This is a genomic window from Anaerospora sp., assembly GCF_032013335.1.
Taxonomy (GTDB): domain Bacteria; phylum Bacillota; class Negativicutes; order Sporomusales; family DSM-15969; genus Anaerospora.
This window is the reverse complement of sequence record NZ_DALZUO010000001.1, coordinates 1-12742: the sequence shown is the minus strand read 5'-3', so window position 1 is coordinate 12742 and position 12742 is coordinate 1. Positions and strand designations below refer to the sequence as shown.

Here is a 12742-nt window from a genome sequence, read left to right as displayed (position 1 = left end):
GCGGAGGTTCAAAGATGAAGTTAATTAAAACGACGCTGATTGGCTTTGGAGCAGGTATTGCCAGCGGCTTGCTCGGTATTGGCGGCGCAATTATTATGGTGCCGGGTATGGTATATACTCTCGGACTCAGTCAGCATATGGCAAATGCCACTTCTCTGGCAGTAGTGATTCCAAGTGCATTTGTGAGTGCTGCCGTATATCAATCTTTTGGTCAGCTTGATACCGGGCTGGCTGCTTTGTTCGCGATAGGCGGGATGGCTGGCGCTTATCTTGGCTCGACATTGCTGCCCAAAGTGCAGCCTGAGCACTTGCGGCGTATTTTTGGCATACTTACTTTTGCCTTAGCAGTAAGGATGTGGTTTTCGTAATGGTTGTACTTATTTCAATTTTAACTGGTGTCGTTACCGGGGTGTTAAGTGGATTGCTGGGGATTGGAGGAGGCGCAATTCTCGTAGTGTCGGCAGTATTCTTAATGGGGCTTAATCAGCATATGGCTCAGGCCGCTGCAATTGTGGCAATGATACCAACCGCATTGGTAGGAGTCTGGAGGCACCACAAAAACGGGTTAATACATTATCCTGTTGCCGCAGTGCTGGCATTAGGGGCGTTAGCGGGAAGCGTTTGTGGTGCGTATATTGCTAACTTATTGCCAGAGGCAATATTGCGGAAAGTATTTAGCATCTTTTTTGTTATAATGAGTATTCAATTGTTCTGGAGTTCGAGAAAGAGCCGGCAAAAAGGATAAAGGAAGAGGGCGTCGCAAAATGCTTTTTGAAAAGCATTTTGTGACACCCTCTTTTTCTTTGTCTATTAAGGCAAAGAGACGAGCGGAAAAAGCGGAAGGAAACGAAGATAACAGCGTCACACCTTTTTAGTGCAACAGTCTCGTTCTTTTTATTTTAATCTGAATAGGCCGATTAATATTAAAATAGCACCAGGTAAATAAGGAAAGCGACTTTTCAACTCTTCAGTGAAAAAACGGTTAGAGGCATATATGCCGCTGATAATTAAAACCATCTGGATGATTGCCATGATAAGCGGAGTATAAAGGGGGAGCAAGCCCATTAGGGCTGCTGCAAAAGTAGCAACCATATTGTCAACCCCGAGGGCTAAGCCGAGAAAAAAGGCTTCGACTTTGCTGATGCTTTGGGATTCGTCGAAGTCGGCCGACTCGGGACGAGCCATAATGCTGATGACTAGTTTTCCCACTGCGAAGGTAAGCTTGCGGGCGGTGACCTCGCCTTCGATATGATAATGTTTTACATCGCGAGTAAAATATTCTTGAAACAGACTAAAAGCTCCGATGGCGATAAGCAAGAGCGAGCCGCCAATAATGGCAAAATGGGTGTCTATCCAATTGCTGAGCATTGTGGCAGCAATCATGGATAAAGCAGTGCAAAAGCAGGTAACGGCACCGACAATACATAAAGAAGAAAAGGGTATTTTAATGTTCTTTATACCGTATGCCATGCCAGCGGCTAACGCATCTAAGCTTACTGCCAGCCCCAGCGACAGGGCATAAAAAAAGCTCGAGAACATAATAACCTCCTATAAAAGTAATTAGGCAAGCCGGATTAGGCCTAGAAAGATAAGCAGTGCTCCCGGCAGATAGGGAAAGCGCCGTTTTAAGTTTTCAGGAATAAATCGGCTGGCGGCATAGCAGCCATAACTAATGCAAATCATGTGCGTAATGCCAACCGCGGGTGGTGTGTAGATTGGTAATACGCCCATAAGAGCTGCTGCAAAAGTACCAACCATGGCATCTAAGCCGACCGCAAGACCTAAAAAAACTGCCTCTAATGAACTAATGCAGCCTAAACGATCCACATCGGCGGTCTCTGGTTTGGCTACAATGCTGATTACGAGCTGCCCGATGGAAATGCTGAGCTTACGGGCTGTCACTTCCCCGTCCAGCTCGTATGAAGGGACGTTCCTGGTTAGATATTGTTGAAAAAGACTCCAGGTGCCCAATAGAATTAATAGCAGCGCACCAATTACAATGGCGGTATTGGTGTTAATAAACTTCCCTAGTACATAAGCGCAGAACATCGCTATTGCCGTTAGGACAGTGGCAACTATGCCTACGATGACCAGCGAGGCAAAAGGCATGCGGATATTTTTCAATCCGTAAGCCACACCGGCTACAAAACCATCAATACTAACGGCTATGGCCAGCAGGATCACGTAGAAAAACCCGATATCCAAAATAGTCAGCTCCTTGGCATAAGTAATAATTAACTTTCCTCTTACTATATGGTGGAGGCTGCAAATTGGTTACAAGTAACATTCTTTGGGTATGCTTATAGTAAAAGCAGGAATTTCTGGTATCGATAGGGAAAATGTATATGTTTAAAGCGCCTATGTTTATATGGTTGAGGTGAGATAGTGGATTTTGGATTAGGTAAGGTATTGCCCATTCGGATAGAAGACGAAATGAAGAACTCCTATATTGATTACGCTATGAGTGTAATTGTCATGAGAGCGCTTCCAGACGTACGCGACGGATTGAAACCGGTTCATCGTCGTATTCTTTATGCTATGCATGAAGCGGGAATGACTCCTAATAAACCGTACAAAAAGTCGGCGCGTATTGTCGGTGAAGTATTAGGTAAATATCACCCTCATGGTGATAGCTCAGTCTATGATGCTAGTGTGCGTCTGGCTCAAGATTTTTCCACCCGTTATCTGCTGGTTGATGGTCATGGCAATTTTGGTTCCGTAGACGGTGACTCTGCTGCTGCGATGCGGTACACGGAAGTCCGTATGTCCCGTGTTGCTGCTGAAATGCTAGCTGATATTGAGAAAGATACCGTAGATTTTGTACCTAACTATGATGAATCATTAAAAGAACCGACCGTTTTGCCTGCAAAGATTCCTAATTTGCTAGTAAACGGCTCGTCAGGTATTGCAGTCGGCATGGCTACTAATATTCCGCCTCACAACCTGGGTGAAGTAGTAGATGGCCTGGTTATGATGATTGATGACCCTGAAGTATCCATTCAACAATTAATGATGGCAATCAAAGGGCCTGACTTCCCGACGGGAGGACTTATTCTTGGCCGCGAAGGCATCAAGTCGGCTTATCTTACCGGCAGGGGCAGTGTGAAAATGCGGGCGCAGGCACGCGTGGAACGCATGTCTAACGGCAAGAACCGGATCATTGTTACCGAGATTCCCTACCAGGTCAATAAAGCAAAACTCGTCGAAACCATTGCCAATTTGGTTCGCGATAAAATTATTGACGGTATCACCGATCTCAGAGATGAAAGTGATCGCACCGGTATGCGCGTAGTTATTGAGCTGCGTCGTGATGTTAATGCCGATGTCATTTTAAATCAGCTGTACAAGCACACTCAATTGCAGGATTCTTTTGGTGTGAATATGCTGGCATTGGTAGACGGGCGTCCTCGCGTACTGAATCTGCAGGAAGTGCTGCGTTTTTACCTGGCACATCAAAAAGAAGTTATCACTCGTCGGACTCAGTTTGAACTGGAAAAGGCCAGAGCAAGAGCGCATATTTTAGAAGGCTTAAAAATAGCTCTTGATAATTTGGATGCCGTTATTGCTGCTATCCGTCGGTCGCAAACCGTTGATATAGCAAGAACGGCCTTGATGGATGGCTTCCATTTAAGCGAAAAGCAGTCTCAGGCAATTTTGGACATGCGTTTACAACGTCTGACTGGTTTGGAACGGGCTAAAATTGAACAAGAGTATAAAGATATAATGGAAACTATCGAGCTGTTGGAGTCGATACTGGCAGACGAGCACAAGATTATGAATATCATTAAAGAAGAATTGCTTGATGTGAAGAAACGCTTTGGTGATGAGCGCCGTACGGTTATAACCAGTGATGTTTCCAAACTGGAAGTGGAAGATCTAATTGCTGTTGAAGATGTGGTTATTACCATTACTCATCAGGGGTATATCAAGCGGCTAAATATTGATACCTATCGCAGTCAAAAACGTGGTGGCCGGGGCGTTACCGGAATGGGTACGAAAGAAGAAGATTTTGTAGTGCATTTGTTTGTAGCTACTACTCATCATAACATTCTCTTCTTTACTAACCGGGGCCGCGTATACAGGCTGAAAGCATATGAAATTGCTGAAGCCAGCCGGACGGCTAAGGGGACGGCTGTTGTCAATCTGCTGCCGCTTGAGCAGAATGAAAAAATTACTGCCGTAATTCCGATAAAAGAATTCGCTGAGAGACGGTTCCTCTTCATGGCAACCCGCAAGGGGATAGTCAAGAAAACGGAACTGACCGAATTTGATACAGCCCGCAAAGGCGGCTTGATTGCGATCAATCTCGATGAAGACGATGATTTGATTGATGTTAAGCTCACCAATGGCGAGCAGCATATCATATTGGGCACTCGTGACGGCATGGCCATTCACTTCGCTGAAAAAGAAGTTCGTAATATGGGAAGAACTGCTCACGGCGTAAAAGGCATCAGTCTGGAAGAGGGTGATGTGGTCGTTGGCGTGGACGTAGTCAAACCGGACAATGAGGTGCTGACTGTCAGTGAGGAAGGCTATGGCAAGCGTACACTGGTTCGTGAATACCGTACTCAGTCCAGAGGCGGTAAAGGCGTCATTAATCTCAAAGTAACGGAGAAAACCGGCAAGGTAGTAGGCCTCAAGCTGGTACGTCCCGGACAAGAGTTAATGATGATTACCAGTGATGGTATTGTCATCCGGATTGAGATCGACGAAATATCGGTTATCAGCCGGAATACGCAAGGCGTTACGCTCATGAGAACGGGCGTAGAAGACAAAGTAGTAGCTTTGGCTACTGTTGAAAAGAAGACGGATAGTGATTAAAAACAATGAACCCGGGCCGCTTAAGCGGTCCGGGTTTTATTTTGTTTTAGAGTCATGAAAATTAGCTGCTTCTATAGGAAGGCGGCGGGCGTAAGTGGTTAAAAAATCAATAAAGGCCTGTGATGCTTTAGAGAGATACCGGTCCTTCTTCCAGGCGAGTCCGATTGTAATAAAAATCGGCTTAGACAAGGGAATGCTGATAATATTCGGGTGTTTGCGTACGACCATATTCATTAAGAAGGAGATCCCCACATTACTTGCCACAAGTGCTTTGATTGTTTCTATCTGGTTTGAGGAAAATACGATGTGCGGGTTGAAGTCATGTTTGGCGCATTCTTCAAGGATCAACTGCCGGTGAAGAAACTCTTCTTTCAGCATAATGAAGGACTCATTCTTTAAGCTTTTAAAATCTATGCTGGCTGCATCACTCATGGCGTGCTCGGGTGAAACGCACAGCATAATCTGTTCTCTGGTAATGGGAATGGTGTTTAAGGACTGGTTGTTTTCAGGTAAAATGATAATGCCCAAATCCAATTCTTCTTTTTCCAGCATTGTTCTTGCAGCTAGAGAGCCTGCTTCAAATACAGCGAGATCGAGAGTTGGATAGGTGTTTTTGAAATGAGTGAAGATATTAGGGAACAGGTAAGCCCCGATCATAGGCGGAGCAGCAAACTTAATTGTTCCTTTGTGCAAATTCTTAAAATCATTCATTTCTGACAGAGCCTGCTGTACCTCATACAGGATTTTTTCAGCTCGCAAATGAAAGGCCTGTCCTTCCGGAGTGAGAATGACTTTTTTTTGGCTCCGGTCAAAAAGCTGCAGACCCAGCTCATCTTCCAGCTTGTGAATCGCGTTGGTGATAGAGGGTTGGGCAATATGAAGCACCTCGGCTGCCCGGGTAAAATTTCGCAAGCTGCTTACTTTGTAAAAATACTCTAACTGCCTAAATTCCACCTAATTACCCTCCTTGTCAATAGCTTGCTGACGCCTGATAGCCACAAGCTATTATACCATAGCTTATGAATATTTTAAATATTGCGTCAGAAATGCTACAGTAATTATGAGTTATTACTTGTATTTCAATAGCTCATTAGAACTCAGTAGTTTAGTAAGCTAAATGAGGAGGAGTGTATGTCATGAACGGTAAGATTGTACGGGCATTGGCCACTGTCGCTCTCGGCGCAATTATTTGGTTTATTCCTGTTCCCCAGGGGGTAACTCCCCAAGCCTGGCACCTCATGGCCATTTTTGTGGCAACTATTTTCGGCTTTATTCTTCAACCAATGCCTATCGGTGCTGTGGCATTAACGAGCATAACCTTCACAGCCCTTGTAGGAGTACTTAAACCAGCTGAAGCACTTAGTGGATTCTCTAATACCACCATTTGGCTGATTGTGTCAGCCTTTCTATTCGCCAAAGGGTTCATTAAAACCGGTCTAGGTCGTCGGATTGCCTATGTGCTGATTCGTGCTATTGGAGACAGTACCTTAAAATTAGGCTATACACTGGTCCTAAGTGATTTAATCATCAGCCCTGCTACGCCTTCGAATACAGCCCGTGCCGGCGGCATTATATTTCCGATCGTGCGCAGTCTTTGTACGGCATTTGATTCGGAGCCTGGTGTTTCCTCCCGTAAGGTAGGGAGTTATCTTATGCAGACCGCCTATCAAGGCAATACAATTACCTCCGCTATGTTTCTTACCTCCATGGCTGGTAATCCTTTGATTGCATTATTAGCTGCTCAAGCATTACACATTCAAATTACCTGGGGCCAATGGGCTCTTGCAGCAGCCGTTCCCGGTCTTATTTCTATTCTGGTTGTTCCTTACTTTTTGTATAAGTTTTACCCGCCAGAAATCACCAAAACTCCTGAGGCTAAAGCGCTTGCAGCATCAGAACTGAAAAAAATGGGCGCTATGAGCCGGGGTGAAAAAATTGTTACCATGGTATTTGTGGGAGCTTTAGTATTATGGAGTACTTCACAATATACCAAATTGGATGCGACTGTCGTTGCTATGTTGGCTGTCGTTGTTATGCTGGCAACTGAAGTACTGGAATGGAAAGATGTGTTGGAGGAAAAAGGGGCCTGGGATACGTTGATCTGGATGGGCAGCTTGGTTGGTTTGGCAGATTTTCTGTCTAAGCTTGGTTTTATTCCGTGGTTTGCTAAAGCGGTTGCAGCTAGCATTGCTGGTATTCCCTGGGTCCCGGCCTTTGTTATCCTTACAGTTGTGTATTTATATGCCCATTATGCATTTGCCAGTTTGACGGCGCATATTACCGCCATGTATTCTGCATTTGTTGCTGTAGCGGTGGCAGCAGGTGCGCCGCCTTATTTAGCTGCTCTGGCAATAGGCTTTATGTCTAATTTGTGTATGTCTCTTACTCACTATGCCGCCGGCCCATCGCCTATTTACTTTGGAGCAGGTTTTGTTGATCAAAACACCTGGTGGCGGTTAGGATTTATCATATCTGTTATTAATCTAATCATTTGGGTAGGATTTGGATCAATTTGGTGGAAAGTGCTTGGGTTGTGGTAGGAATGGCGGCAAAAGGCGAGAATTAATTACTACACAAATGAAAGGAGTCTACGAAATGCGAACAATTACTGCGCAAGCAATTACGGATGCTGTAGCAAAGCTAGCCATTGATGCTAATTATTATTTATCTGAAGATGTTTATAATGCTCTGGTAGAAGGCCAGCAAAAAGAGGAATCGCCTCTTGGTAAGGATATTATTGGTCAGATTCTGCAAAATGCCTGTATTGCAAGAGACGAAGATAAACCTATGTGTCAAGATACAGGACTGGCGGTCGTCTTTGTAGAGTTAGGTCAGGATGCTCATATCGAAGGCGGCACACTGGAAGCGGCTATTAATGCCGGAGTGGCGAAGGGATATATTGAGGGGTATCTGCGTAAATCAGCGGTAGCTGAACCGCTTTTTAACCGGAAAAATACAGGCGACAATACACCGGCCATTATTCATCTCGAAAGTGTGCCGGGAGATCAGATCAAAATATTGCTTGCGCCCAAAGGTGCAGGCAGTGAAAACAAAAGTGGCCTGAAAATGCTTGTACCTGCAGACGGTATTGCAGGAGTGAAAAAATTTGTATTAGATACGATTATTAGTGCTGGTTCCAGTACCTGTCCTCCGATTGTTGTTGGTGTCGGTATTGGCGGTACTATGGATAAAGCTGCTTATCTTGCCAAGAAAGCGCTTATTCGCCCACTGACAGAGCGCAATGCGCATCCCGAGTACGCTAAACTGGAGGCTGAATTATTAGACCTCATCAATAAAACGGGAATAGGACCTCAAGGGCTTGGCGGCTGTACTACGGCATTAGCTGTTAATATTGAGTGGTTTCCCACACACATCGCCTCATTGCCAGTAGCCGTTAATATTAACTGCCATGCAACAAGACATGCCGAGATAACGCTGTAAGGAGGAAGAGAAGATGGCTGAACAAAAAAAGATTACTGCACCGCTTACTAATGAAACTATAAAAAGTTTAAATGCCGGCGACAGCGTTCTTATTTCCGGCGTCATTTATGCTGCACGTGATGCCGCGCACCAACGGATGATTGAAGCTTTAGATAGGGGGGAAGACTTGCCGGTTGATCTTACCGGTCAGGTTGTTTATTATGTGGGACCATCACCGGCCAAACCAGGTGAGCCGATTGGCTCTGCCGGACCAACTACCGCCGGACGCTGTGACGCTTATACTCCCCAACTGCTTGATAAAGGGCTCAAAGGCATGATCGGGAAGGGGTACAGGTCCGATGCTGTTGTTGACAGCATGAAAAAGAATGGCGCAGTTTATTTTGTTTGTGTTGGCGGTGCTGCTGCATTGATTTCGCGAACAATCAAAGCCTACGATGTTGTCGCCTATGGTGACTTAGGTCCGGAAGCGCTGGCAAGGATGGAAGTTGTTGACTTCCCGGCAATAGTCGCTATTGACTGTGAGGGTCGCAACTATTATGAGGAAGGGCAAAAACCCTACAAAAAGTTGTAAAGATCTATAATCATTGCATCAAGGAGATTGACCGGCTGGCCAATCTCCTTGATTATAAAAAACGATTGAGGTGAACTCATGCTTACGTTTGATGTACTTGTTATCGGCAGCGGCGGCTCCGGTATGAGGGCAGCTTTGGAGGCTGGCAGTCAAGAAGGGCTTAGTGTCGGTCTGATGACAAAAATGTTTCCTACCCGCTCGGCTACCGGTATGGCTCAGGGGGGAATAAACGGTGCTGTAAAAAATGCCGATCCTAATGATACGCTGGAGAAGCATTTCTTTGATACTGTAAAAGGCAGTGATTATTTGGGGGATCAGGATGCCATTGAGTATTTTGTTTCTCAAGCGCCTGAAACAATTTTAGAAATAGATTATTTGGGTGTTCCGTTTTCCCGTGATGGGCAAGGGCGTATCTCGCAGCGAAACTTCGGTGGTCAATCCTCTCCGCGCACCTGTTATTCGGCGGATAAAACCGGACATGCGTTGCTGCATACCATGTATGAACAATGCCTGAAAGCTGGTGTGAAGATTCTCAGTGAATGTCAGCTTCTGGATATTGTAACAGAAAATGATCAACTGCAGGGAGTTGTTGCTCTCTCGGTGAAAGACGGCGAAATCATTCCAATTAAAACCAAAGCGATTGTTATTGCTACTGGTGGTGCAGGCCGGATGTATTGGCTGCGCACTACTAATCCGTTTACTTCTACCGGTGACGGAATGGCAGCAGCCTTCCGGGCAGGTATACCATTGAAAGATCCGGAAATGATTCAGTTTCATCCTACTGGTCTGGCAAGCACAGGGATTTTGATGTCGGAAGCGGTACGCGGTGAAGGCGGGTACCTCTTGAATAAAGATGGCGAACGGTTTATGAAACGCTATGCGCCAGAAAAAATGGAGCTTGCCACGCGTGATGTTGTAGCGAAGGCGATTGAGGACGAGATAAAGGCAGGACGAGGCTTTGGCGAAGGAATGAATGCCTATGTCGTAGTGGACATCACACATTTGGATAAAAGTGTAATTCTCGAAAAGCTTCATGGGATTCGGGATTTAGCAATCGCATTTGAACGGGTTGATCCGCTTAAAGAACCTATTCCTATCCGTCCAACTTGTCACTATACCATGGGAGGCATCGATGTTATCGATCATCGTACCTGTGCGACGGCTGTGCAAGGTGTTTTTGCAGCAGGGGAAGCCTCGTGTTTATCTATCCATGGCGCTAACCGGCTGGGAGGCAATTCCCTTGCGGATATTATGGTCTTTGGCAAAATTGCCGGGCAGGGAGCAAGTCAATGCGCACGGGAACGGGGCTTTGGAGGCGAAGAGAGTTTAACTAAGGCAGCAAACTCGTGGCGCGATAAATTTGAAAAAACCGTGGCCCGTAAAAATGGACCTACCGTGCCTGCCATACGAGACCGTATGGCAGAGACCATGTGGTACGATGTTGGCATATTCCGCAACGCAGCTGATTTGGCGAAAGCAAGCCTGGAGATTGACAAACTGATTGCTGAATACCAGCAATGTGTTGTAGGCGATAGCAGTAAGCTATTCAATACAGCTTTTGTCAACTACATTGAGCTGGGAAATATGCTGACAATGGCGAAGGCTGTAGTAATGGGGGCTATATATCGCGAGGAAAGCAGAGGCTGCCATTTGCGGGACGATTATCCTCAGCGTGATGATGAGAATTTCTTAAAGCATACGATTGTTGCACTTGAAGGACAGCAGTACAAATTGACCAGTCGGCCAGTTGTAGTAACAAAATATCAACCGGCAGAAAGGAGATATTAATGAACCATATCACGTATAAGGTTAGACGGTTTGATGGGAAAAAATCGTATATGCAGGAATACTCCTTTGAACATCAACCCGGAAAGACGATATTATGGGGTTTAATTAAGATCAAAGAAGAGCTTGATCCGACTCTGACTTTCACAGCAGCATGCCGTTCAGCTGTTTGCGGTGCCTGCTCAGTCCGCGTTAACGGCCAAGCGATGCTGGCCTGTGAGACTCCGCTGGATGATGTAATTCGGCGGTTTGGTTTTGAGCTAACAATTGAACCATTGGGTAATTTCACTGTTGTTCGCGATTTAGTTATAGATTGGGAGCCCAAAACAGAGCGGATGACTGCTGCTAAAACCTGGCTTATTCCCAAAGATGAATTTACGGCAGCAACAGGCTGTCGGCAGCAAGCTGCCGATTTCAAAAAAATTGATGTGCAGGCAGGCTGCATCCTTTGCGGCTCCTGTGCTTCTGAATGCAATAAGCTGAGCGCAAATAATCAGGATTTTCTTGAACCTTTCACCTATGCAAAAGTATGGAAGTTCGTCGCCGACACAAGAGATAAAGCAGATGAAGAACGCATTAAGGCAATCCTTGATAAAGGTTTATGGAAATGCCTGCACTGCGTTGAATGTACAACTCAGTGCCCCAAAGGGCTTTCTCCTGGAGAGGATATAGCTAGGCTCCGGCAGGCCTCGATCAAGATGGGGTACAGGAATAATCCAGGTGCCCGCCATGCTTTTGCCTTTCTAAAAGATATTGAAGATACCGGTCGCCTGAATGAAATGAAACTGTCTTTGCGCAGTGATGGTATCATCGGCTCTTTGCAAAAGTTCCCTCTGGCACTTCGGCTTTTACGGCGGGGTAAATTAAATCCCTTCCATTTCCCCGGAAAAGTCAAAGGGCATGATCAAATCAGAACCATCCTTAAAGCAGTAAGGGAGAGTGAAAAATAATGAAATATGCTTTTTTCCCCGGCTGCGTTTTGGAAGGGGCCTCAAAGGAAAACTATATTGCTACTACTGCCGTAGCTAAAATTCTGGGAATTGAACTTGTAGAAATTCCGGGCTGGACATGCTGCGGGGCCTCGCATCTGCAAGATATTGATGATTTGACCAGTACGGCAGTTAACGCCCGCAATATTGCTCTTGCCGAGAAAATGGAATTGCCGCTTCTCACCGTTTGTAACACCTGTACGCTTATGCTGCGCAAAGCAAAGGCAAAACTCGATGATGGGCAGAAAGATAAAGTAAATGCAATCCTGTCAAAAGCCGGAATTGCATATCGGGGATCGAGTGAGATTACTCATCTTTTATGGGCAATTATTCGCGATTACGGGCTGGAAAGACTAAAAGAAAAAGTAAAGAAACCACTCACAGGACTAAAGGTTGCTGCATATTATGGCTGTCACATCTTAAGACCGCCTGCAATTATGAACTTCGAAGATCATGCAAATCCGGAGTCATTGGAAAATGTTATTCGTGCAGTAGGGGCAGAACCTGTTGATTTTGACTTTAAGTTAAAATGCTGTGGCTTTCATTCCACTTATACAGCAAATGAAGATATGCTCAAAATTACTGGAGAGACCTGTCAAAGTGCAGTTAAAGCAGGGGCAGACTGTATTGTTACACCTTGTCCGTTATGCCAAATGTCGCTTGATATGAACCAGCCTGAAGGCCAGGCTGCTGTTGGATACCGTCAAGAAATGCCGGTGCTGCACTTAGCTCAGCTCATAGGCCTGGCACTAGGATTAAAGCCGGAGGATCTGGCGCTGAATATGCATATCGCCGGAATTAACCAGTTGAAAATCAAAGTATCCTAATATAGAGTCTGGCCGGTATGGACACCGGCCAGACTCTTGACATTTACATGCTGCTATAGTAGTATAAGCAAGCCGCAGATAACGGCAGAAAGTTTTTTGTAAATAGTGTTGACATAGTGTATGAGGCTGTGTTACTATAAGTAAGCCGTCAACAAGCGGCCTAGCCCTAACGGGTAAGAAAAACAAAAAAAGATGTTGACAAAACAAATTGGTTGTGTTAACATAAATAAGCTGTCACCGCGACAAGCGATAACAGCAAACACAAAACGTGTTCCTTGAAAACTAAACAATGTAAGAAGTAATAACGC

At 45.4% G+C, this 12742-nt stretch carries 12 protein-coding genes; 9 read left to right on the top strand and 3 right to left on the bottom strand.

What is annotated here, in order from left to right; translation table 11 throughout:
* Positions 1-14 precede the first annotated feature (14 nt).
* Both RTR76_RS00060 and RTR76_RS00055 read left to right on the top strand, forming a co-directional pair.
* Positions 15-368, top strand: a complete 354-nt coding sequence (locus RTR76_RS00060; RefSeq protein ID WP_312515084.1) for a sulfite exporter TauE/SafE family protein — start codon at positions 15-17, stop codon at positions 366-368.
* Positions 368-745, top strand: a complete 378-nt coding sequence (locus tag RTR76_RS00055) for a sulfite exporter TauE/SafE family protein (RefSeq protein WP_312515081.1) — start codon at positions 368-370, stop codon at positions 743-745. The genes RTR76_RS00060 and RTR76_RS00055 overlap by 1 nt, the downstream gene beginning before the upstream one ends.
* A 149-nt stretch (positions 746-894) precedes the next feature.
* Here the strand turns inward: RTR76_RS00055 and ytaF (RTR76_RS00050) are convergent, their stop codons facing one another.
* Together ytaF (RTR76_RS00050) and ytaF (RTR76_RS00045) are read right to left on the bottom strand one after the other, a co-directional pair.
* Positions 895-1539 carry a sporulation membrane protein YtaF gene (gene ytaF, locus RTR76_RS00050; protein ID WP_312515078.1) on the bottom strand — a complete coding sequence of 215 codons (645 nt, stop codon included), beginning with the start codon at positions 1537-1539 and terminating at the stop codon, positions 895-897.
* 21 nt (positions 1540-1560) lie between these two features.
* Positions 1561-2205 carry a sporulation membrane protein YtaF gene (gene ytaF, locus RTR76_RS00045; protein WP_312515075.1) on the bottom strand — a complete coding sequence of 215 codons (645 nt, stop codon included), beginning with the start codon at positions 2203-2205 and terminating at the stop codon, positions 1561-1563.
* Between the two features lie 180 nt (positions 2206-2385).
* Here ytaF (RTR76_RS00045) and gyrA point away from each other — a divergent pair, with 180 nt between their 5' ends.
* Positions 2386-4821: a DNA gyrase subunit A gene (gene gyrA, locus RTR76_RS00040; protein ID WP_312515072.1), complete on the top strand. Its 2436-nt coding sequence runs from the start codon at positions 2386-2388 to the stop codon at positions 4819-4821.
* 36 nt (positions 4822-4857) lie between these two features.
* On the opposite strand, the gene RTR76_RS00035 is transcribed toward gyrA, so the two are convergent.
* On the bottom strand, positions 4858-5775 hold the full coding sequence (locus RTR76_RS00035) for a LysR family transcriptional regulator (RefSeq protein WP_312515070.1): 918 nt from the start codon (positions 5773-5775) through the stop codon (positions 4858-4860).
* Between the two features lie 182 nt (positions 5776-5957).
* On the opposite strand from RTR76_RS00035, the gene RTR76_RS00030 reads away from it, so the two are divergent.
* From RTR76_RS00030 to RTR76_RS00005, 6 genes are all read left to right on the top strand, one after another.
* Positions 5958-7361, top strand: coding sequence for an anion permease (locus RTR76_RS00030; RefSeq protein ID WP_312515067.1), 1404 nt, complete (start codon positions 5958-5960; stop codon positions 7359-7361).
* Positions 7362-7416: 55 nt separating this feature from the next.
* Entirely contained in the window at positions 7417-8262 is an 846-nt protein-coding gene (locus RTR76_RS00025) for a fumarate hydratase (RefSeq protein ID WP_312515064.1), read from the top strand.
* A 13-nt stretch (positions 8263-8275) separates the two neighbouring features.
* Positions 8276-8833, top strand: a complete 558-nt coding sequence (locus RTR76_RS00020; RefSeq protein ID WP_312515061.1) for a Fe-S-containing hydro-lyase — start codon at positions 8276-8278, stop codon at positions 8831-8833.
* Positions 8834-8911: 78 nt separating this feature from the next.
* On the top strand, positions 8912-10621 hold the full coding sequence (locus RTR76_RS00015; protein WP_312515056.1) for an FAD-binding protein: 1710 nt from the start codon (positions 8912-8914) through the stop codon (positions 10619-10621).
* Positions 10621-11568, top strand: coding sequence for a succinate dehydrogenase/fumarate reductase iron-sulfur subunit (locus RTR76_RS00010; protein WP_312515053.1), 948 nt, complete (start codon positions 10621-10623; stop codon positions 11566-11568). Before RTR76_RS00015 ends, RTR76_RS00010 begins: the two co-directional genes overlap by 1 nt.
* Positions 11568-12434, top strand: coding sequence for a CoB--CoM heterodisulfide reductase iron-sulfur subunit B family protein (locus RTR76_RS00005; protein ID WP_312515051.1), 867 nt, complete (start codon positions 11568-11570; stop codon positions 12432-12434). The genes RTR76_RS00010 and RTR76_RS00005 overlap by 1 nt, the downstream gene beginning before the upstream one ends.
* The last annotated feature ends 308 nt before the right edge of the window (positions 12435-12742 follow it).

Bases quoted from the DNA above. Each gene is read 5' to 3' on its own strand.
- RTR76_RS00060 (WP_312515084.1), top strand. From the start codon at position 15: ATGAAGTTAATTAAAACGACGCTGATTGGCTTTGGAGCAGGTATTGCC.
- RTR76_RS00055 (WP_312515081.1), top strand. From the start codon at position 368: ATGGTTGTACTTATTTCAATTTTAACTGGTGTCGTTACCGGGGTGTTA.
- ytaF (WP_312515078.1), bottom strand. From the start codon at position 1,539: ATGTTCTCGAGCTTTTTTTATGCCCTGTCGCTGGGGCTGGCAGTAAGC.
- RTR76_RS00030 (WP_312515067.1), top strand. From the start codon at position 5,958: ATGAACGGTAAGATTGTACGGGCATTGGCCACTGTCGCTCTCGGCGCA.
- RTR76_RS00025 (WP_312515064.1), top strand. From the start codon at position 7,417: ATGCGAACAATTACTGCGCAAGCAATTACGGATGCTGTAGCAAAGCTA.
- RTR76_RS00020 (WP_312515061.1), top strand. From the start codon at position 8,276: ATGGCTGAACAAAAAAAGATTACTGCACCGCTTACTAATGAAACTATA.
- RTR76_RS00015 (WP_312515056.1), top strand. From the start codon at position 8,912: ATGCTTACGTTTGATGTACTTGTTATCGGCAGCGGCGGCTCCGGTATG.
- RTR76_RS00010 (WP_312515053.1), top strand. From the start codon at position 10,621: ATGAACCATATCACGTATAAGGTTAGACGGTTTGATGGGAAAAAATCG.
- RTR76_RS00005 (WP_312515051.1), top strand. From the start codon at position 11,568: ATGAAATATGCTTTTTTCCCCGGCTGCGTTTTGGAAGGGGCCTCAAAG.